The organism is Coleofasciculus sp. F4-SAH-05 (assembly GCF_040222985.1).
Classification (GTDB): Bacteria; Cyanobacteriota; Cyanobacteriia; order Cyanobacteriales; family Coleofasciculaceae; genus Coleofasciculus; species Coleofasciculus chthonoplastes.
Genome location: NZ_JAVKBY010000025.1, coordinates 1 through 20,469, shown reverse-complemented (window position 1 = coordinate 20,469; position 20,469 = coordinate 1). Strand labels below are relative to the sequence as shown.

Sequence of the window (20,469 nt, the reverse complement as noted above, 5' to 3'; positions counted from 1 at the left end):
CCCAACTTCTTCCAGAAGTCAGAGATCGGGTAGGCGATAATGGGATATGCTGATTAGAGTCTCCCTGTTTCTAGAGGTGACATGGTGCCGATAAGCTAAAAAGGGTGGGCGCGAGTCAATTTATCGGTTTCTTGGGTAACGTTACCGTCAAAAGAAGCCCCTACAGATTGGCTCTCCTGCTCCCAGACGTGCCATGGTACGTCTCTACTCTGAATAAACTTGACAAATTGTGATTAACACTCCTGTGCATCTGCTCCTCATTGATGAGGACCCAGATGAACGAGCCTTAATCATTCGTCAATTGCAGCAAGAGTTTTCCGCACTGCACGTCGCCCAGCCGACCAATGCTAAAGACCTAAATCAGGTACTCTTAGAGGGTCATTTCGATATCGCGATCGCGGACGATGAACTTCCTTGGACAACCGGTATAGCGGTCTTTAAGCAGGTTAAACGCCTGCAACCCGCTTGTCCATTTATTATGTTCACCAGTCAAGACAGTGTAGAACTCGCTGTAATGGCAATGAAAGCGGGTATAGATGACTATATTATTAAATTGCCGTCCCATTATAAAAAATTGGTGACAGCCGTTCGTTCTGCGTTAGCGCCTAAGCTAAAGTCTAAATCTTCTCGGCTAGAAGCGACTCCACCTGTCACCCTTTCCCAGAACCTGCAACTGATCGCGACTCTCCAAGCTAGGGTCACTCAGCAAACAACAATTGTGCGGTTTAGTCAATATGCCTTAAGGGGGATTGACATTGATTCGTTAATGAATTGTGCGGTGACTCTTTTGGCAAAAACTCTCGACGTAGACTATGCCAAAGTGCTGGAATTACTTCCTCATGGTAAAGCCTTATTGTTACGGGCGGGTGTAGGTTGGCAGGTTGGCTTAGTCGGTCAAGCTACTGTGGATACGGAAACCAATTCTCAAGCCGGCTATACTCTCCTGTCTCAAGAAGCAATTGTGGTCGAAGATTTGCGAACAGAATCGCGATTTTCGGCTCCACCTCTATTACGAGATCATGGGGTTGTCAGTGGGATGAGTGTGATTATTCCGGGACTCTCATTGGCGAAGCCTGGGACTCTTAAACATTGGGATACGATGCCCACCCCCGATAGTCAACCCTTTGGTATTTTGGGCATTCATAGTACAGATTCCCGCCAGTTTAGCCAAGATGACATTAACTTTTTACAAGCGATCGCGAATATTCTCGGTGCAGCAATTGACCGTTGTCAACAAGCGGAACGATTGCGGATATTGGAGAGTGCGGTTAATGCGAGTAGCAATGGGATTTTAATTAGTGATCCTCATCAATCGGATAACCCGATTATTTTTGTCAATTCTGGGTTTGAACGACTCACCGGTTACAGCGCCTCAGAAATACTTGGTCGTAACTGTCGTTTCTTGCATGAAGATGACTCCAATCAAGCCGGAGTTGATGAATTACGACAGGCGATTGCAACACAAAGAGAGTGTAAAATAACCTTGCGGAACTATCGTAAAGATGGTTCTGTATTTTGTAACGATCTCTATATTTCACCCGTGCGAAATTCCCAGGGAACATTGACTCACTTTCTGGGAGTACAGACAGATGTCACCGCCCAAAAATTAGCCCTAGAACGACTGCGCCAACAAGCTCAACTACTGGATTTAGCCAATGATGCGATTATGGTGCTGGATTGGCAGGGCAAAATTACCTACTGGAATCAGGGAGCGCAACGGTTGTATGGTTGGAGTAGTCAGGACGCTATTGGACAAAATGCTCACCAATTGCTGCACACGATTTTTCCCCAGGCGTTAAGCGACATTCAGGCTCAATTATGGCATCAAGAATATTGGCCCGGCGAGTTAATTCAAACGACACAGGATGGGACTCAAATTACCGTGGCGAGTCGTTGGACATTACAGCGAGATCATCAAGGTAACCCATTAGCTATCTTAGAAGTTAATCATAATATTAGCGCATACAAACGCACCGAGAAAGCCCTGCGTCAGAGTGAACAAAGATTCCGGTTGGCGGTAAATCATAGTCCGGATATGTTGGTCATCTATGATGCTCAGCGACGGTTTATTTTTGTAAATACGACCACCCTTGAGCGCACAGGCAAGTCATCAACGGATTATCTGGGACACAGGGATGAAGAAATCTGGTCGCCGGAGGTTACTGATCGGTATTTACCGACACTCAAGCGGGTGATAGAAACCCGCACTCCCCAGACGGTAGAAGCCACAATTACCTTACCGAATACTAATCCCTTCACCACCGTAATTAAGTATGTGCCGATGTTGAACGAGCTAGGGCAAATTGTGCAAATCCTTGGCTTTACGTTTGACATTACTCAGCGCAAGCAGCTTGAAATTCAATTGCGACAAACGATTGACCGCCTGCAAACCTTACAAACCCTTGACCAAGCCATTCTCGCCGAACAACCGCCGCCTGCGATCGCGCAAGTGGCGTTAACAGGTTTAAAATCCCTGCTATCGTGTCGTCATCTGAGTGTCGTGGTGTTTGATTGGGACTCGTCGCAAGCCACGATCCTCGCCACTGACGGTGAGATGGAAACCCTAGCTGGAACAACAATTGACATAAAACATTTTACCGAAGAAATTGCCCAATTAAATGACGGTAAAATTAATCAACTTAAACCGTCAGAAACGGTGAATTTATTGCGACCTATTGTCCAAGCATTGCTCTCAAGAAACGCGAACTGTTTCCAGATTATTCCACTCAGAAGTAAGCAGGAATTAATCGGGACAATCAACCTAGACTGTCAGGGAGAAAATGACGATAATGAGGAATATAGAACGATTGTCCAAGAAGTAGCAAATCAACTCGCGATCGCGATTGCCCAATCCCGATTACAACAGCAGCTTAAACGCTACACCATCGAACTCGAAGAACGGATCACTGAACGAACTCAGGAATTGCAAGCCATCAATGCGGAACTCGAAGCATTTTCCTACACCGTTTCTCACGATCTCAGAGCGCCGTTACGGGCAATGCAAGGGTTTGCTAATGCCTTAGTTGAAGACTGTGGTTCCCAATTAGATTCAATCGGTTTAGACTATACTCAACGGATTACTACGGCTGCCCAGCGTTTGGATACAATGATCCAAGATTTACTCGAATATAGTCGTTTAGGGCGTCTAGAATTTCCCCTAAAACCGATTAGTTTAGACTCCATTGTGTCAGAAGTCCTCTTCCAACTCCAGGAACTGATTAAAAACACAAATACCCAAATTAAGGTAGCCGAGAAAGGGGTAATACCTCTACCAGAGGTTTTGGGTCATCGTGCTACACTTATGCAAGTTGTATCAAATTTGATGGCTAATGCGATCAAGTTTATCCCGGAAAAAGTACAGCCTCAGATACAGGTGTGGGCAGAAGAACGAAAAGACGTTAATGGTAATACATGGATACGACTCTGGATTGAGGATAATGGAATTGGCATTGAACCGGAATACCAAGAAAAGATTTTCCTGGTATTTGAACGCTTACATGGTCGTGAACACTATCATGGTAGTGGTATTGGTTTAGCCCTTGTCCGTAAAGGTATGGAACGTCTAGGAGGACGTTCGGGCGTTGAATCATCACTCCATCAGGGAAGCCGATTTTGGATTGAGGCGCAAAAAGTAGAGACGTGTCATGACTTCTCTGTTAGGGAATAGGGGCGAGTTTTACCGATCAGGTTTGGCTGTAAACTGATAAGCAACTAAACCTGTTCTCCTCAGTCTTTGAGGTTTGGAGTAAGTTTTATGGAGAAGATTATGAGTAGTAAACCTGCCGATATTTTACTCGTTGAAGATGATGATAATGACGTTTTTTTAATTCAGCGTGCATTTAAACGCCTCGATTTACCTCATTCATTGCAAGTTGTCACAAATGGAGAGGAAGCAATCAGTTACCTAGACCGCAAAGCGCCGTATAATAACCTAAAATCCCATCCTATTCCAACTCTTATCTTACTGGATTTAAAACTGCCTCGTAAATCCGGTTTAGAAGTTTTAGCTTGGATTCGACAGCAATCTCAGTTAAAACGTCTATTAGTTGTGGTATTAACGGCATCCAGAGAAACGCCGGACATTAATAAAGCGTATGATATGGGCGCTAATTCTTATTTAGTGAAACCTGTAAGCTTTCATGATTTTTTAGAAATGATTCGTACTCTTGACCTATATTGGTTAATGTTCAACGAAAAACCGTTAGTCTGAATTGTATTGTGAATTACTTAATTTTCAATTCCCTGTTCCCTGAACAATGACAAATGACAAATGACAAATGACAAATGACAATCCCGTAAGAATCCTGCTCATTGACGATAACCCCGACGATCGTATGTTAGCGCTACGCCGACTAGAGCAGGAGTTTGAACAATTACAGTCTAAAGAGATTACCGATATCAAGCAACTCCAGAACGATATCAACAACTCTTTGAAAGCGTACCCATTGGACTTTACCGGATGACACCAACGGGTCAAATTATTGAAGCCAATCCAACCATGTTGCAACTGTTAGGATATCCCAGTGTACAAGCCTTGCTCGACACAAATATATCCAAGCACCTTGTTGATACCCAAGCCAATCGTTTATGGCAGAGTCAGATAGACTGCGAAGGAGTGGTACGAAACTTGGAAATACCGATGCGTCGGTGTGATAATACCATGATTTGGGTACGCTACAATGCTCGTGCTATTCGCAATGCTCAGGGCGAAGTCATGTACTATGAGGGCGCGATTGAAGATGTCACCCAGCGCAAGCAAGCGGAAGCAGAACGGACTCAATTACTCAAGAGTGAACAAGCCGCCCGGGCTGAAGCCGAAACTGCGAATCGCCTAAAAGATGAATTTTTAGCCACCCTATCCCATGAATTGAGAACGCCCTTGAATGCGATTCTAGGATGGGCGGGACTCTTGCGAAGAAAGCAGTTAAGTCCAGACAAGCTTGAGCGGGCGTTAGAAGTAATTGAACGCAATGCTAAGTCTCAAGCCCAGCTTATTGATGACTTGCTGGATGTGTCGCGGATTATTCGGGGTAACTTGCGCTTAAATGTGATCCCAGTTGACTTGCAGCAGGTTATCAACGCCGCCATTGATACCTTACAACCCGCCGCTGACGCTAAAAGCATTCAGATTGACTCATTTTTAGAACCGAGTCAGACTGTGATTAAGGGGGATAGCGATCGCTTACAACAAATTGTATGGAATCTTTTGTCGAATGCGATTAAGTTTACCCCAACTCACGGACAAGTCAAGATTTATTTGGAATGGTTAGAAAATGCGGTACACATTCGGGTACAAGACACGGGGAAGGGTGTGTCTGTTGACATTGCGCCTTACATTTTTGACCGCTTTCGCCAAGCCGAAGGCTCAATAACTCGTTCCCATGGCGGATTAGGACTAGGATTGGCGATTGTACGTCACTTAGTTGAACTGCATGGGGGAACCGTGTGGTGCGAAAGCCCTGGAGACGGAAAGGGAGCTACTTTTACCGTAGAGCTACCCCTTAAATCGTGAAGGGGCGGGTGTCGGGTGTCGGGTGTCGGGTGTCGGGTGTAGGTTGGGTTGACGACTGTTACCCAACAGAATATAGGGATCGCATCCGTTACTACTAGCTACATGTCGTATCTGTCCCAATATTTTGTAGTAGCTAATGCTACAGTTTTGACGTAAAAACTCTAGAGAAGTTTATACCTTCCGATAGAAACCCTTACCGCCACAGCTTTAGGATAATAGGATATCAATATTTCATGAATTAATCGAAAAAAGCAAACTTGAGCAATAGAAGGTAAAAATATGAAAATCAGGGCGGGTTTAGTCAAATCTGGGTGCAACCGAAAACATAGTAGTGAAACCCGCCCCTACACCTTTTTCCTTAAGATGTACCTTTATTATTGCCGATCGCGTTAATTAATTTTTTCGCCGCAATCGCACCAACCGCAACACCGCCAACCACTTGCGCTACCTTAACTGCCCGATTCAGATTACCATCAGAGAGATAGCGATGGAAAATTTCATCTTGCAGCCATTGTGCTGTAATCTTTAAATTACGAGCTGGTGTAGGCAAGAGTTCCAGATAAGTACCTTGACGAATTAAATGACCCATTTCTCCGGTGACTTCAAACTCTTCAAACAGGTTAGCCGCACCGTTACTGATACCCAGTTTGAGCAATGTTCCTCGGATATTCACCTGAGCTGGTAGAAGTTGACGATCAAACGCTAAGGCAAATAAATTATCCGCGATCGCTTTCCCTTGTTGATAGGCTACCTGGGCGGTTGGGGGTAAGGAATTGTCCTGAATTGCTTGCTGGCCAAAAGATATTATACCCGGTCAAGACTTGAGTGTGAAACTACAAGCCTTTTTGGTGTGGTTTAAGGGCTGAGGTCGAGTTAGTTCAATTGACTTGTTCCCTTTTACCCGAACCAATTCCTTGAATGGCTTATATAGTCCATTACAGGTTGATGAATTACTTGGCTCAACCTTGTATGTAGATGGTGGGATGAATTTATATCCTGGCTTTGCCACAGGTTAATGAGTTTACCGTGTAGGGTTCATGGTTCTATGAACCCTCTGCGTTACTTCAACTTGAAGTACAAAAAACTACATACTTGATCAGCAGCAAACCCTAATTCGCATTTGATTGATAGATTTGGCGATATTTATCAACAACCGAAGCAATGGCTTTGACTCGTCGTAGTTGGTCTTTGTAGACACAATCCCATTCAGTTATGGGTAGGTTTTCTCTAGCGCAGATGCCTAAGAGTCCTGTGGCTTTGTTGGAACCAGTTTCTAAATCTAACTCATTATTGACATTAAGGTAAAAGGATGCTGTTCTTGCCCAGGCGAGGGCATCAATTCCCTTTAACCCGCCCTTTTTGGCGATGGCGAGGGCGTGGGGAAAGTGGCGAGAATGGATGGGCATTGCCTGATTGTATAAATCAGCTACATTGAGTAAAGCCTCTAAATCCCGTTCTGGGTCAATACCCGCCGCATTTAAATCGACTAGATGAGTAGGTAGTCGCGATCGCGATCGCTCTAAACACAGTTGTTCGGCTAAAGTAATATCTCCGCCACTGCGTCCTTGATCACTACAGGGTCCATAGTTGGTGACTACATCTCCCCAGGATAAGTTACCCGGATCAGTATGTCCAAAGTAAAATCGGGTCTGCTGGACGTAGAGATTGCCATTTTCAATAAACAGGCGATAATTTCCCTCCGCTATCCCAATAGCCACCATCCCTAAAGAGGTTGGTGTCGCGAACAGGGGTTGATAGGTGCTGAGGCTTTGCTTGAGATCGAATGGACGCGAGAGAACCGGAAGAGATTTCTGGGATACCTCCGAGGCGGGAGGGGATTTGGGTAAGGTTAGCAAGGCTAACGGTTGCGGGGATAAGGTTACAGCTTTAGTCTTACCCGGTGCGATCGCAGCTATTGAGTTGGGGTGACGATTGTTTGGCTGCGAGAGGAAAGTTCGCCCTAATATACCAAAGAATAAGGTAGATCCGGCAGCGGTTCCTACTAATCCTAGCCCTGCGACGCGAGATAACCAGACCCAATCAAACATGAATGAGGGATGAATAACTGTTCGACTCCACATTCTAGCGTTTCCGCATTCCCGGATGGGGAAGATGGGAGAGAATGAATACTGATGATTGAGGGAAAAATTTTCTGTCTAAAGCACTATTGTGCAATACCTCTCACCATATATCATTGATGGGTTAAGTTTGATATAGCGGTTTTGAGCCAACGGTCTAGGATTAGGTTCAAAGCTTTTTTGAAACACGTCTACTCATGCAAACAGGAGAAAATCTACTGATGCAGCAGCTTACAGTCAGTCAAGAGCTAGATTTCAACAGTGAAACATACAAGGACGCCTATAGCCGCATCAACGCGATCGTGATCGAAGGGGAACAAGAAGCTCAAGAGAATTACATCCAACTGGCTGAACTGCTACCCGACCAAAAGAATGAGCTAACCAGCCTAGCAAAGATGGAAAACCGCCATAAGAAGGGGTTTCAAGCCTGTGGTCGAAACTTGAGTGTCACAGCGGATATGGAGTTTGCCAAGGAGTATTTCAGCAATTTACACCAAAACTTCCAAACCGCCGCCGCCTCAGGTAATATCGTCACCTGCTTGCTGATTCAATCGCTGATTATTGAATGTTTCGCGATCGCTGCCTATAACATTTACATTCCCGTCGCTGATCCCTTTGCCCGCAAAATCACCGAAGGTGTGGTCAAAGACGAGTACACCCACCTGAATTTTGGCGAAGAGTGGCTCAAGGAGAACTTTGAAGCCTCGAAAACCGAACTCGAACAAGCCAATAAGCAAAACTTGCCCCTGGTTTGGCGTATGCTCAACCAAGTAGAGAAGGATGCTCATATCCTGGGAATGGAAAAAGATGCTCTCGTAGAAGACTTCATGATCGCCTACGGTGAAGCCCTCAGCAATATCGGCTTTACCACCCGTGACATCATGCGGATGTCCGCCTACGGATTGACAGCAGCCTAACTCAACCTAGATGTAATCGTCGAAAGTAGAGACGCGCCATGGCGCGTCTCTACACCTCAGTCAGGGCGGGTTTAGTCACATCCGGGTGAGGCAAGCAAGAAACGATAGTAGTGAAACCCGCCCCTAAAAACATAACGCGCCATGCCCTCAAGCAAAGCGAAGGGTCAAAACTTAAACCATCACCCCCATCTTCCCTATCTTCCTGATAATATTTTTAAATGTCCTTAACAAATTCTTAGCCTAATTTCCCATTTTCCCCTGATTAACAGCCTTACCAGCGAGCAGTAAATGTTTGGTCTTATCGGTCACCTCACCAGTTTGCAACACGCCCAAGCCGTCGCCAGAGATCTAGGCTACCCAGAATATGCTGACCAAGGGTTAGATTTTTGGTGCAGCGCCCCTCCCCAAATCGTGGACACCATTAAGGTGACTAGCCTAACCGGGGAGACGATAGAAGGACGCTATGTGGAATCGTGCTTTTTGCCAGAGATGCTAGCCACGCGCCGCATCAAAGCCGCTATCCGTAAAGTTCTCAACGCGATGGCTCATGCCCAAAAAAACGGCATTGATATCACCGCATTAGGTGGATTTTCGTCAATTATTTTTGAAGAATTCCACTTATATGAGAAAAGCCAGGTTCGCAATATCAAGTTAGAGTTTGAGCGCTTCACCACAGGTAACACCCACACAGCGTACATCCTGTGCGCCCAAGTCGAACAAGGGGCGAAAAAGCTGGGCATTGACCTGTCAAAAGCTACCGTGGCAGTTTGTGGAGCAACAGGCGATATTGGCAGTGCCGTTTGTCGTTGGCTCAATACCCGCACCGATGTCGCTGAGATTCTCTTAACTGCCCGTAACCAGGAACGATTGCTAGCTTTACAAGACCAATTAGGGCGCGGCAAAATCATGGCATTGGAGGAGGCGCTACCTCAAGCGGATATTATTGTCTGGGTGGCGAGTATGTCCAAGGGCATTGACATTGATGCCTCGGCGTTAAAGAAGCCCTGTTTGCTGATTGATGGGGGGTATCCCAAGAATTTAGCCACCAAGTTACAACATCCTGACATTTATGTTCTCAATGGGGGGATTGTCGAGCATTCATTGGACATCGACTGGAAAATTATGCAAATCGTGGAAATGAAAGATCCAGGACGCCAGCTATTTGCCTGCTTTGCGGAGTCGATGCTCTTAGAATTTGAACATTGGTATACCAACTTTTCCTGGGGACGGAATCAGATTACGGTAGAAAAGATGGAAAAAATTGGACAGGTGTCAATTAAACATGGATTTAGACCCCTGCTGAACTTTTAAGGGATAAAGATAACACCACTGACCCATGGCAACCGAAAACCGAATTTTTCTGCTGGACTTTGAGAAGCCCCTTTATGAATTAGAGACCCGAATTAACCAAATTCGCGAACTCGCCCAGGAAAACAATGTCGATGTCTCTGACCAAATTCGTCAGCTAGAAGCACGGGCGGTACAACTACGTCAAGAAATTTTTAGTAGTTTATCTCCAGCCCAACGGCTTCAGTTAGCCCGTCATCCCCGGCGTCCGAGTACTCTGGATTATATTCAGGCGATTAGTGATGAATGGATGGAATTACATGGCGATCGCGGCGGCTATGATGATCCGGCATTAGTCGGTGGGATTGGGCGCTTAGGGGGACGTCCGGTGGTGATGTTAGGGCATCAAAAGGGGCGGGATACCAAAGATAATGTGGCGCGGAACTTTGGCATGGCGTCGCCCGGTGGTTACCGTAAGGCGATGCGGCTGATGGAACATGCTAATCGCTTCGGGATGCCGATTTTAACGTTTATTGATACGCCAGGGGCTTGGGCAGGTGTTGATGCCGAAAAATTAGGTCAAGGGGAAGCGATCGCCTATAATCTTCGGGAAATGTTTCGCCTGGATGTGCCGATTATCTGTACGGTGATTGGTGAAGGTGGATCGGGTGGTGCTTTGGGGATTGGCGTGGGCGATCGCATTCTCATGCTGGAACAAGCCGTTTATACGGTTGCTACTCCCGAAGCCTGTGCCGCTATTCTCTGGAAAGATGCGGCAAAAGCCCCCCAAGCCGCAGCGGCGCTGCGGATAACTGCCTGGGATCTGAAAGATTTAGGAATTTTGGATCAATTAGTGCCAGAACCCTTAGGCAGCGCTCATTCTGACCCCTTAACCGCTGCGGCAACGCTTAAAGCCGCCCTCCGGCAAAATCTGGAAGATTTATCTCGGTTGAGTCCCAAGGAACGTCGGGAGTTACGCTATCAGAAGTTTCGCCATATTGGGGTTTTTACTGAGCTACATGCTTGAAGATGGTTTGAGCGCTACAATAATTAAGGGGAATTTAGCATACAACTGAAGTAAGAAGGATAAGGGCTGAATTATCCTTCCCACTTCTGCCCTTTTGTCAATGGAACCCAGATAGTCGTATAATCAGATCTGTAACAATTCTTCACAACTTAGCGTCAGGACGTTAATCCATCGGCAAGTCAACCCTAGCTTGATCCAAGTGTCATCCTAGCCATTCGTCCCCCTACCAACCCAATTTTCGATGAGTTAATCGGGGAACCCTTGCCGCATCTCAGTTGGAAATTTTATGACTTCTTCCGTTAAAAAACGTGCCTTGATTACTGGCGCAAGTAGTGGTATCGGCAAAGCTACGGCTTTAGCCTTTGCCCAAGCCGGAATTGATCTGGCATTAGTCAGTCGTTCCCAGGACAAATTAGAGGCAGTAGCCACCGCCGCCCGAGAAGCTGGAGTCAATGCTCAATCCTATCACCTGGATCTGAGTCAACTCGATCAGGTCAAAACCAAGATCGAAGCGATCGCGGCTGAATTTGTCTCCCTGGATATTTTGGTTAACAATGCGGGTATAGGTTATACCGGAACCCTGACGGAAACCCCATTAGCCGACTGGCAGCAGGTCATGGATCTCAATCTGACCAGCGTATGGCAATGCATTCTTGGTGTGTTACCCACGATGCGCCAGCAACAACACGGCACAATTATTAATGTGGCATCCATTGCCGGTCAACAACCGTTTCCCGGTTGGGGTGCTTATAGCGTCAGCAAAGCCGGGTTGATTGCCCTATCTAAAACCCTAGCGGCTGAAGAACGCGACAATGGTATCCGGGTGGTGACGGTATGTCCGGGGGCAGTGAATACGCCAATCTGGGATACAGACACCGTAAAAGCCGACTTGAATCGGTCAGCCATGTTAACCCCCGAAATTGTTGCCCAATCTCTTTTGCACGTCGCCTTAATCCCCCAAGCAGCTATTATCGATTCCCTGACTCTAATGCCCAGTGCCGGAACTCTCTAGAACAACACCATCCGACCTTCCCATCCAACCTTGTCAAGATTATCAATACTACCTAATTATGACTATTGCTTCCTCCAATGGTTTGAATCGCTCTGACTCTATGACACCCGTGACTCGTAACACCTCCACCACTCAAGTAGAAACCCGACCCGATCGCAATACCCAGAATGGTCAAGAAGCTAAGTTACAAATTCCTGGGGAAGCCTCAACCGAAGACATGATGGACGCGGTGCGGACGCTACTTTTAGGCGTTGGCGAAGATCCTGAACGCGAAGGATTACTGAAAACCCCAAAACGAGTTGCGGAAGCCATGCGCTTCTTGACCGGTGGCTACAATCAGTCCCTGGAAGAATTAGTGAATGGGGCGATTTTTGATGAAGGTCACAACGAAATGGTGTTAGTACGGGATATTAACTTCTTTAGCCTGTGTGAACACCACATGCTGCCATTTATGGGACGGGCGCACGTTGCTTATATTCCCAATCAGAAAGTTGTAGGACTGAGTAAGTTAGCGCGTGTTGTGGAAATGTATGCACGGCGGCTACAAGTTCAGGAACGCCTAACCCGCCAGATTGCCGAAGCCATTCAAACTATTTTAGAACCCCAGGGAGTGGCTGTAGTCATGGAAGCGACTCACATGTGTATGGTGATGCGGGGGGTACAGAAACCCGGTTCCTGGACAGTAACCAGCGCCATGGTGGGTGTGTTCCAAAAGGAACAGAAAACTCGTGAGGAGTTTCTCAATTTAATTCGCCATCAACCCAGTTTTATGTAGTTCAGGGTGGATAGTTTGACGGGATTTGGAAAACCTCTCTCCAAACCTCTCTCCTACAAGGAGAGAGGCTTTGAATTCTCCCCCTCTTCCCTTTTTAGATCCCCCTCTTCCCTTATTGATCCGAATTCCGTCCCCCTTAAAAAGGGGGATTTAGGGGGATATAAACGTTGAACGCTAGTCAGGTAAGTAAAGTTTTGAGATTAAGTTGACACCAAGAACCAACGACGTGCGCCCTTAATTGATCTGATTATCAGTCGCCGATGTCCACCTTAACTTCTCGCATGGAAGCGGTACAGTCACCTGTGATTCCCATTGTTGGGGAACTGATTCGCCGTCATCCGGGTACGATTTCCTTGGGACAGGGTGTCGTGTATTACCCTCCCCCACCAGAAGCGATCGCACGATTGCCGGAATTTCTGGCTGATCCTGATAACCACAAGTACAAGGCAGTTCAGGGAATTACACCATTATTATCTGCAATTAACGCCAAACTACACACAGATAACGGAATTACCCTCAACCAACACAACTGTATCGTCGTCACCGCAGGCGCAAACATGGCGTTTATGAATGCCATTCTTGCCATTACCTCTCCCGGAGACGAGATTATTATTCAAACGCCTTACTATTTCAACCACGAAATGGCAATTACCATGGCGAGTTGTCATCCGGTACTTGTGGCAACGGATGAGAATTATCAACTGCGTCCCCAGGCGATCGCCAACGCCATCACCGAGAAAACCAAAGCCGTAGTCACCATTTCGCCGAATAATCCCACCGGGGCGGTTTATTCAAAAGCCGCGTTACAGGCGGTGAATCAACTCTGTCGGGAACGAGGAATTTATCACATTAGTGATGAAGCTTATGAGTATTTTACCTATAACGGCGTCAAGCACGTTTCGCCGGCGGCTTTTCCCCAGAGTGACTCCCATACGATTTCCCTGTATTCCCTGTCTAAAACCTACGGATTTGCCAGTTGGCGCATTGGCTATATGGTAATTCCCCAGCATCTGCTGGCGGCGGTAAATAAAATTCAGGATACGATTCTGATTTGTCCCCCGGTTGTTTCCCAGTATGTCGCCTTAGCCGCCTTAGAGATGGGATTGAGTTATACCCAGCCCCACATTCACGCGATCGCGACGGTGCGACAGTTGATATTAGAGGCGTTGCAGCGATTGGATGGATTATGTGCGATCGCCCCAGCCGATGGCGCGTTTTATTTCTGGCTTAAGGTAAATACCTCAATCAACCCAGTCGAGTTAGTCGAACGCTTGATTCGCGATCATCGCGTCGCCGTGTTACCCGGTACAACCTTTGGTATGGAAGAAGGCTGCTATTTGCGAATTGCTTATGGGGCGCTACAAAAAGAAACAGTCGCCGAGGGTATTGAACGCTTAGTCCAAGGATTACAAACTATTTTGTCCTGAGATCCAAGCCAACCCCCTCATTGACCAACAACAAAGGACAAATTAGGTATTTATTCCTCTTTTAGTCTCGAAAAAGATTTGCTAATCTTATTGAGGCTTTAAGGTAGATTAATTTAACACATTTTAACAAAACCGATGAAACATTTCTGTGAAGCTTGGTTAAACGAATGGTGCTACGAGAACGGCTGGACAGACTTATATGTTGAGCGCAATAACTATTGGGCGTTCCCACCGGGCGCTGTAATTCCAGAACCACTACCGACGGACGCCTTGAAATGGATTAAAGCGGAAAAAGGCTGGAGTGGCGAAGAAAAAGGGTGGTCAATTGGAGCAATGTTGGTTACTGTTGTTGCCGCAATATTGACCGTTTATTTCCAGTCACCTATGCCTTTGGGTGTAGCCTTTGCCTTTGCTGCTGTAACAGTTGGGCTTTTAGAGGTTGAAGTTTGATTTTGTACCCAACCGCCATATTTAAGCAGCTAAAGGAGCAACACCCATCTGGTCAATGATCGAGTGGAATAGGGAAATTTGCTCATTCAGTTCCCATAACGCGATCGCTCTCAACAGGGTTGTGGCTGAGGATGAAAGCGGAGAAGCGATTACCACTGGACTCACCTCACCTGTGGACATCCAATCAAATAGCTGAGTCCAAAACGCTAGTTTGGTTTTCAGCGTGAACAATCCGTACTGATGACTGGTGGGCGTATCTGTCCTCTTTAATAAGTCCTGCATCGCCGTTAACTGTTCAGCAGCAGGCATTTGCTTGATCCGATGCAGCAACCCTTGGGTCAAAAATAACCGTGCGGCACCGACAGGTGTTGGCGCTAGAGAACAGCCCAGGTTTTGGTACATCCCCCATAGCAGCCCCAACTGATCATCAACAGGCAGGCGCTGGAAGTCGTTAAACGCTTGGTTAACGGCTGGCTTGAGTTCAAGAGTTGCGGTTGGCAGTTGGTTTGTAATCAGCATCATGCACGAAGTAGGGCAGCAATGAGTTAACAATTGTTCAAAGCAATTATTCTAATTGTAATAAAACTTAAACTGCAACTCTACGTCAATTGGGATTTAGCCGAAGTATTACGACTTGACAAACGTTCAGAGGTGGCGTTACATCCTTTGTAATAGCGGCAGAGAGGGCTGAAGAGAGCATTTCCCAGGAAATGATTTAAATTCCTGATTATTCCTATAGTCTAAGCTAAGACGAATGGTACTGACTTAAGGCTGGTGGGCAGTGCCCACCCTACGGTATATCTTGGAGCCGAACAAGCTAAATCCGGGTTAACTACCCCCGTTATAACCCAGTCCGCGCAGGCGGACGCAAGTTTGTGTAGCAGCGATTTCAATCGCCTATCGCCTATCGCCTAACTGGTGGTTCAAACCCCTTTAAAGCCCACCTCCATATCCGCTTCCTTATCCGAATTCACAGGAGTTGGCGTAACCGTTTCAGCCATTTTGCGAAACACGCCAATCTGATTCAGAATAATACCGCCAATAATCACCGCCCCACCGATATATTGCGCCATGGTTGGTGCTTCTCCCAAGATAAAATATGCCGCTAAAATGCCAGCAATGGGGCTAAACGAACTAGCTAAGGAAACATCCGCTGCACCTGTTGTCTTTAATCCCCTAAACCAACAAAGTTGACCCCCGACGACAATCACCATGCCGTAAATCAACATCCATTGCCAGAGAAAGGGCGAAAACACATCCATAAAATGATTGGGTTCAAACAGCATCAGAACAACAACAAAGAACACTACGGTTGCCATTGCCATGCGATAGATGCTGAAAATACCCAAGGGAATCTGACGTAACTTTACCTTACTAATAATCGTGGAGAAAGCTAACGCCACGGCACCGCCTGCGGCAAATAATTCACCGGTGCCAATTTGGAATTTCCCCATATTCACCATATCGGTGGCGGGAGTCTGAAGTAATACAGTGAGAGAAACGCCAATGAACGAAACAACTGCACCCGCTATCACCCACTTATTCACCCGTTCTCCCAGCAAGAGTATGGATAACGCCAGAATCAGGGGCGATTCAATGCGCCCAATCAGCACCACATTATTGACCATTGTCAAATCCAGTGCCATAAATGTTAAAGCCGGAGCTAATGCCCCGGACAGTATTGCCACCCCCGTCAATCCCAGCCAATCTGTCGCTGAGAGACGTTTTAGCGACTCAAGATTCCATTGTTTTCCATGGATTAAGATGAGGGCGATTAAGGCACAAAGATTTCCTGCAAACAGAACATTACAGAACGAGATGGGATTTCTGCCATCGATTAGATTTTGAGCTCCCAAATTTGTTAACATCCGGATTACCGCATTGGCTGACGCGAAAATCACAATCGCAATCAACAGATAAGCGCGTCCGGGCATTCGATTGAATACATTAGCCGGGTTCGCCGTTCGTCTTGACATCAGGTGAAGGGGGACTCCTCAAGTGACTCAGCCAAAACAGACATGACTTGGCGTTGGCGACTATTGTATCATCCAAATTTTTCATCGGACTCTGACCCGGAGTGTTTGGCGGACAAAATTTATGTCCAGGTACTCCGTGTAAGTATTCAGCCCGACATAATATTAAGTCCTGTGCTGTATCCTGATATCAAAACCCTAATAGCCAAACCAACTATAGAGTTTTTTGTTGGAATTTATCGGTGCATTAGCAGAAGAGTTATCTTCTGACGCAGGGGAATGTAACGTTTTTTTTCTCTGCGTTTCCATTCATTAGAGCAATAATAGTCTGATGAATCAGTTGTTCGACCATCATTCGCTCTTCTAGGGAGGAGTAAAAGCGTCTAAGGTTTTTGGGGAGTTTTTCAGATTCGTACAGGATAGTATAGGATTGATCCGGAATTTGAATTAATACCTGATTAATGAGCTGGTTAAATAATTCTGCCTGAGTAAAAGCCTCTTGATAAGGAGTCTCTGGATAAGTTGCCAAGATATCTTTGACTTCTTGAATGACAAGCATACAGGTTAAATTAACAATTTTCTCTGACATGATGGTGGTCTCCTTTTTTAGAGATAGTGTTTAAGCTGTCACACATTTAAATTCGGAATGGGTCGCGAGCAAGATGCTCGCTACAAGGATTTCGCAATTCTTGACATTAGGGTTTAAATGCCGAACAGCTTCCTGCGCCAATCAAACAGCAAAAATCACATTAAAATTATCACCTTACACCCTTTGCTAAACTGACAGATTTACCAGTAATTTTTGGCAATTAACCAGAGAAGAAATACCTTCATTCACAAGGAGTTCTAAGTTAGATTCTGAGTCAGGTTCAAACAAAAAACGCTCGCCGGGAAAAATAACTCGTTGCCAATTGGTATGGGTTTTATTCACAAGTCGGATAATTTGAATATGGCTAGTGTGATTGGTATAACAGCAGAGACTTTGGCAATTAGATATATTTGGGCTGGGTTTAGGGGCGGAAGCTGTTGGATTAGAAGTGGTTGGTGAATTCATATCTATTCTATCTGTAAAGGGCATCTGAAGTAGCGATGAGTCAGCAGGGAGGTTAGCAGTGTTAGATGGATAGAGGTTGAATTGGAATAAACCTAGAACCCTCTCCTCGGCTTCTGTCTTGTTGGTCGGTATGACGCTGAAACCTCTAACTTTACTGACATATAGCAGCATATTAATTTCCACCATACTCTTACATCTGTCTAAAGATAGGGACTTATGTAAAGTTGCTTTGTTACCGTGAATACAGACGTATTTGCAGGGCACAATCCATTCATCCTTTCCCAACACTGTATAAGACACTTGAAAATCTATCTATGGGTGAATATTTACACAGAAAGAAAAATGAGTGCTGGGACGTTTGACAGTGACTTGAAGCAGTTTATGCAGCAACTTGAGGCATTACAAGGACGTTTAGATCGGCTTTACCACTGTGTCAATACTGCAAACGACAAATCCCACCTACTATCCTCAGCCTTTAAAGAACTCGGTATGGCTTCAGAAGAACTGCAAGTGGCGATGGAAGAACTTCTACTACAGGCGGAGGAATCGGCAGCGTTGCAACTAGAATTAGCTGCTGAACGCCAGCGTTACAAAAACCTATTCGAGTTTTTGCCCTATGCTTATCTAGAAACGGATACCAGGGGGAAAATTATAGAAGCCAATCCAGCCGCTGCCAACCTACTGAATGTATCGCAGCGGTTTTTAGTCGGTAAACACCTAGATATCTACTTGATTAAATCTGATCGCCGCCAGTTTCGGGCTAGACTTGTCCAGATTCAGCAGCCTAACATACCACAAGAATGGATCGCTCAGATTCAGCCGCGTCAAAGTGAACCCTTGAAGGCAGTTTTGACGGTAAGTCCCCACTGTGATTTAGACAATCAGCCGAGCAGTTTGCACTGCATAGTACAGGATTTTCGCGATCGCCAGCCGGGGCTGAGGGGAGACAATGATGATAATAATACTAACCTTTACCAAAATCGCCCTCGGTATATCTATCATAAAGGCGAGATAATTTCCCTTAAGTAGGTTGATGGAAATAAACCGAACTATGTTAAGCTCTGTAAATATTTATCAGACTCTTACTGTTACCTGTTACCTGTTCCCTAATCCTCACCATCAACTTTTATTGTTCCGACGACTTATACAATGTTTCAAGCTACTCGCCGCCGTCTGGCACTTTGGTATACAACGGTTACGGCTATCTTATTATTACTATTCGCCACAGGGGTTTACTTATACGTTCGCAGCACCTTAATTGAACGGGTGGATGATACCTTAAAGCATGTGGTGGAAGTTGTCGATCGCTCTCTGGTGATTCAGCCAACTGAGGGAACGGTTACTCCTTATCAGATTAACGTAGAAGCCAGTTTTCGCGATAATACCCAAGCAGTAGAAGATGACCACATTGACTTAGAATGGTTTAGTCCTACGGGTGAGTTACTCTGGTCTACTCTATCAGAACCCCTGGATATTCCTCTGCATCCCCGACAAACAGCAGAAACTGTCCATCTATCCCCGGATCACCTGCTGCGTCAGTTCACCAAGCGAGTCGAACTGGGACGATATGTTTTAGGCTATTTGCGGGTGAGTCATCCCTGGTTTGAAGTTACCAAACCTATCCGCCAGTTAATCGTCGATTTAACGGTGGGAACAACGCTAATGATTTTCTCCACCGCCGCGATTGGTTGGTTACTCTCCGAACTCGCGATGAAACCCGTGCGCGACTCCTACCAACGGTTAAAACAGTTTACCGCTGATGCTTCCCACGAGTTAAGAAATCCCATCGCCACGATTCAAACTAATGTGCAAGTGGCGTTAGCTGATCCAGATATGGAACCGCAATGGCAACGTCACCAACTTAAAGTAGTGGAACGATTAACTCAGCGCTTGGGACGATTGGTGAATGATTTACTATTTTTGGCGCGGGTTGATAGTGGTATGGTACAACCCGAATGGCAACCTGTCCCCCTAGATGCGTTGCTGATGGAAGTGATTGAAGAACAACAGTTAATTGCTGATCAAAAGGGTATTTTTCTGTCGCTGCATTTGCCAGAAAGCCCTGATTTTGATTTAAAATCTAACGATACAAGTGCTGAATTATCAGTTGATTCCACCTCTGAATCAGACGCACGCGATCGCACCGTTCGTAGTAAGCGCTTTAGCGCTTCCCAGCCTCCCCTACAACCTTTAGATGACAAAGCATTTACCGTTCGTAGTAAGCGCTTTAGCGCTTCCCAGCCCCCCCTACAACCCTTATATGACGAACCATTCACTCTTCTCGGCGACTGGAATCAGTTAGCGCGTTTATTCACCAATCTCGTCAGTAATGCGGTGCAATATACTCAACCCAAAACAGACAAAGACGAGGAAGGGTGGGTGCAGGTGAAACTCGAATTAGTCCAGCGTCCTAGTAAAGGTGGACGACAGGGTTCTTCCTGGATTCAAGTTCAAGTCCGCGACAATGGTATTGGGATTCCCGAAACCGCATTACCGCTGATATTTGATCGCTTCTACCGCATCGATCCTGCCAGAACTAAAGATGCGGCGGCAGGTTCTGGATTAGGGTTAGCGATCTCTAAAGCTATTGTAGACAATCATCATGGTCAGATTCACATAGACAGCACACTGAATCAAGGTACTACAGTCACTGTTAGTTTACCGAGGAGTCAGCTTGATTCATACAAACGACTTTATGTCAATAGTTAGGGTCTGCTGAATAAGTTTTGTGGTGAGGGGAGGGAACTGCTTAACAGGGAACTGCTTAACAGGGAACAGTAGAAAAACTGACCTATACCCTCGGCTTTAATGAATAATTGACCGAGAACTAGGGATACAAGCCTCGTCCTTTTAGGACGACTTTTTATTTTCTCTTAGTCTTGTATTGTAATAAATAATGTGTTAATCTATAAAATTAGTCTAGCACAGGCGAAAGTCGTGAGTATCGCCAATCGATT

Annotated in this window: 20 protein-coding genes; 14 read left to right on the top strand and 6 right to left on the bottom strand. The window is 45.9% G+C overall.

Translation table 11 applies throughout. The features are described from left to right. Positions 1–229: 229 nt before the first annotated feature. The 4 genes from RIG27_RS02885 to RIG27_RS02870 all read left to right on the top strand — a co-directional run bounded on the left by RIG27_RS02885 (position 230) and on the right by RIG27_RS02870 (position 5,512). Positions 230–3,667, top strand: a complete 3,438-nt coding sequence (locus tag RIG27_RS02885; protein ID WP_446342252.1) for a PAS domain S-box protein — start codon at positions 230–232, stop codon at positions 3,665–3,667. 99 nt (positions 3,668–3,766) lie between these two features. Beyond that, positions 3,767–4,210 carry a response regulator gene (locus RIG27_RS02880; protein ID WP_446342250.1) on the top strand — a complete coding sequence of 148 codons (444 nt, stop codon included), beginning with the start codon at positions 3,767–3,769 and terminating at the stop codon, positions 4,208–4,210. Positions 4,211–4,277: 67 nt separating this feature from the next. After that, a complete protein-coding gene (locus RIG27_RS02875) occupies positions 4,278–4,463 on the top strand; it encodes a hypothetical protein (RefSeq protein ID WP_446342248.1) in 186 nt (61 codons plus the stop codon). After that, positions 4,460–5,512, top strand: coding sequence for a PAS domain-containing sensor histidine kinase (locus tag RIG27_RS02870; protein WP_446342246.1), 1,053 nt, complete (start codon positions 4,460–4,462; stop codon positions 5,510–5,512). The genes RIG27_RS02875 and RIG27_RS02870 overlap by 4 nt, the downstream gene beginning before the upstream one ends. 358 nt (positions 5,513–5,870) lie before the next feature. On the opposite strand, the gene RIG27_RS02865 is transcribed toward RIG27_RS02870, so the two are convergent. Further along, positions 5,871–6,185: a hypothetical protein gene (locus tag RIG27_RS02865; RefSeq protein WP_446342244.1), complete on the bottom strand. Its 315-nt coding sequence runs from the start codon at positions 6,183–6,185 to the stop codon at positions 5,871–5,873. Between the two features lie 214 nt (positions 6,186–6,399). Here RIG27_RS02865 and RIG27_RS02860 point away from each other — a divergent pair, with 214 nt between their 5' ends. Then, positions 6,400–6,528, top strand: coding sequence for a hypothetical protein (locus tag RIG27_RS02860; RefSeq protein WP_446342242.1), 129 nt, complete (start codon positions 6,400–6,402; stop codon positions 6,526–6,528). Positions 6,529–6,621: 93 nt separating this feature from the next. On the opposite strand, the gene RIG27_RS02855 is transcribed toward RIG27_RS02860, so the two are convergent. Then, positions 6,622–7,560 carry a hypothetical protein gene (locus RIG27_RS02855; RefSeq protein WP_446342240.1) on the bottom strand — a complete coding sequence of 313 codons (939 nt, stop codon included), beginning with the start codon at positions 7,558–7,560 and terminating at the stop codon, positions 6,622–6,624. Positions 7,561–7,811: 251 nt separating this feature from the next. On the opposite strand from RIG27_RS02855, the gene RIG27_RS02850 reads away from it, so the two are divergent. From RIG27_RS02850 to RIG27_RS02820, 7 genes are all read left to right on the top strand, one after another. Further along, the gene (locus RIG27_RS02850; protein ID WP_446342262.1) at positions 7,812–8,507 is read left to right on the top strand and encodes an aldehyde oxygenase (deformylating); all 696 of its coding nucleotides are present in this window, start codon (positions 7,812–7,814) and stop codon (positions 8,505–8,507) included. Positions 8,508–8,795: 288 nt separating this feature from the next. Next, entirely contained in the window at positions 8,796–9,818 is a 1,023-nt protein-coding gene (locus tag RIG27_RS02845) for a long-chain acyl-[acyl-carrier-protein] reductase (RefSeq protein WP_446342238.1), read from the top strand. 25 nt (positions 9,819–9,843) lie between these two features. After that, on the top strand, positions 9,844–10,821 hold the full coding sequence (gene accA / locus RIG27_RS02840) for an acetyl-CoA carboxylase carboxyl transferase subunit alpha (protein WP_446342236.1): 978 nt from the start codon (positions 9,844–9,846) through the stop codon (positions 10,819–10,821). A 286-nt stretch (positions 10,822–11,107) separates the two neighbouring features. After that, positions 11,108–11,833, top strand: a complete 726-nt coding sequence (locus RIG27_RS02835) for an SDR family oxidoreductase (protein WP_446342234.1) — start codon at positions 11,108–11,110, stop codon at positions 11,831–11,833. 58 nt (positions 11,834–11,891) lie between these two features. Next, positions 11,892–12,608, top strand: a complete 717-nt coding sequence (gene folE / locus RIG27_RS02830; RefSeq protein WP_446342232.1) for a GTP cyclohydrolase I FolE — start codon at positions 11,892–11,894, stop codon at positions 12,606–12,608. Between the two features lie 260 nt (positions 12,609–12,868). Next, positions 12,869–14,035 (top strand): pyridoxal phosphate-dependent aminotransferase, encoded by a 1,167-nt coding sequence (locus RIG27_RS02825; protein WP_446342230.1) that lies wholly within the window; start codon positions 12,869–12,871, stop codon positions 14,033–14,035. A gap of 135 nt (positions 14,036–14,170) precedes the next feature. Then, positions 14,171–14,485 carry a slr1957 family protein gene (locus tag RIG27_RS02820; protein ID WP_446342228.1) on the top strand — a complete coding sequence of 105 codons (315 nt, stop codon included), beginning with the start codon at positions 14,171–14,173 and terminating at the stop codon, positions 14,483–14,485. Positions 14,486–14,506: 21 nt separating this feature from the next. Here the strand turns inward: RIG27_RS02820 and RIG27_RS02815 are convergent, their stop codons facing one another. The 4 genes from RIG27_RS02815 to RIG27_RS02800 all read right to left on the bottom strand — a co-directional run bounded on the left by RIG27_RS02815 (position 14,507) and on the right by RIG27_RS02800 (position 17,512). After that, positions 14,507–15,007, bottom strand: coding sequence for an orange carotenoid protein N-terminal domain-containing protein (locus RIG27_RS02815; protein WP_446342226.1), 501 nt, complete (start codon positions 15,005–15,007; stop codon positions 14,507–14,509). 401 nt (positions 15,008–15,408) lie between these two features. Beyond that, on the bottom strand, positions 15,409–16,461 hold the full coding sequence (locus RIG27_RS02810; RefSeq protein WP_446342224.1) for a DMT family transporter: 1,053 nt from the start codon (positions 16,459–16,461) through the stop codon (positions 15,409–15,411). Between the two features lie 256 nt (positions 16,462–16,717). Beyond that, positions 16,718–17,047 carry a hypothetical protein gene (locus tag RIG27_RS02805; protein ID WP_446342222.1) on the bottom strand — a complete coding sequence of 110 codons (330 nt, stop codon included), beginning with the start codon at positions 17,045–17,047 and terminating at the stop codon, positions 16,718–16,720. Between the two features lie 186 nt (positions 17,048–17,233). Then, positions 17,234–17,512 (bottom strand): DUF1830 domain-containing protein, encoded by a 279-nt coding sequence (locus tag RIG27_RS02800; RefSeq protein WP_446342220.1) that lies wholly within the window; start codon positions 17,510–17,512, stop codon positions 17,234–17,236. A gap of 342 nt (positions 17,513–17,854) precedes the next feature. On the opposite strand from RIG27_RS02800, the gene RIG27_RS02795 reads away from it, so the two are divergent. Both RIG27_RS02795 and RIG27_RS02790 read left to right on the top strand, forming a co-directional pair. Beyond that, positions 17,855–18,541, top strand: coding sequence for a PAS domain-containing protein (locus tag RIG27_RS02795; protein ID WP_446342218.1), 687 nt, complete (start codon positions 17,855–17,857; stop codon positions 18,539–18,541). Between the two features lie 120 nt (positions 18,542–18,661). Further along, the gene (locus tag RIG27_RS02790; RefSeq protein ID WP_446342216.1) at positions 18,662–20,221 is read left to right on the top strand and encodes a sensor histidine kinase; all 1,560 of its coding nucleotides are present in this window, start codon (positions 18,662–18,664) and stop codon (positions 20,219–20,221) included. Positions 20,222–20,469: the final 248 nt, after the last annotated feature.

Coding starts and splice junctions, on each gene's coding strand:
- RIG27_RS02880 (WP_446342250.1), top strand. CDS start 3,767: ATGAGTAGTAAACCTGCCGATATTTTACTCGTTGAAGATGATGATAAT.
- RIG27_RS02875 (WP_446342248.1), top strand. CDS start 4,278: ATGACAAATGACAATCCCGTAAGAATCCTGCTCATTGACGATAACCCC.
- RIG27_RS02870 (WP_446342246.1), top strand. CDS start 4,460: ATGACACCAACGGGTCAAATTATTGAAGCCAATCCAACCATGTTGCAA.
- RIG27_RS02855 (WP_446342240.1), bottom strand. CDS start 7,560: ATGTTTGATTGGGTCTGGTTATCTCGCGTCGCAGGGCTAGGATTAGTA.
- RIG27_RS02850 (WP_446342262.1), top strand. CDS start 7,812: ATGCAGCAGCTTACAGTCAGTCAAGAGCTAGATTTCAACAGTGAAACA.
- RIG27_RS02845 (WP_446342238.1), top strand. CDS start 8,796: ATGTTTGGTCTTATCGGTCACCTCACCAGTTTGCAACACGCCCAAGCC.
- accA (WP_446342236.1), top strand. CDS start 9,844: ATGGCAACCGAAAACCGAATTTTTCTGCTGGACTTTGAGAAGCCCCTT.
- RIG27_RS02835 (WP_446342234.1), top strand. CDS start 11,108: ATGACTTCTTCCGTTAAAAAACGTGCCTTGATTACTGGCGCAAGTAGT.
- folE (WP_446342232.1), top strand. CDS start 11,892: ATGACTATTGCTTCCTCCAATGGTTTGAATCGCTCTGACTCTATGACA.
- RIG27_RS02825 (WP_446342230.1), top strand. CDS start 12,869: ATGTCCACCTTAACTTCTCGCATGGAAGCGGTACAGTCACCTGTGATT.
- RIG27_RS02820 (WP_446342228.1), top strand. CDS start 14,171: ATGAAACATTTCTGTGAAGCTTGGTTAAACGAATGGTGCTACGAGAAC.
- RIG27_RS02815 (WP_446342226.1), bottom strand. CDS start 15,007: ATGATGCTGATTACAAACCAACTGCCAACCGCAACTCTTGAACTCAAG.
- RIG27_RS02810 (WP_446342224.1), bottom strand. CDS start 16,461: ATGTCAAGACGAACGGCGAACCCGGCTAATGTATTCAATCGAATGCCC.
- RIG27_RS02805 (WP_446342222.1), bottom strand. CDS start 17,047: ATGTCAGAGAAAATTGTTAATTTAACCTGTATGCTTGTCATTCAAGAA.
- RIG27_RS02800 (WP_446342220.1), bottom strand. CDS start 17,512: ATGAATTCACCAACCACTTCTAATCCAACAGCTTCCGCCCCTAAACCC.
- RIG27_RS02795 (WP_446342218.1), top strand. CDS start 17,855: ATGAGTGCTGGGACGTTTGACAGTGACTTGAAGCAGTTTATGCAGCAA.
- RIG27_RS02790 (WP_446342216.1), top strand. CDS start 18,662: ATGTTTCAAGCTACTCGCCGCCGTCTGGCACTTTGGTATACAACGGTT.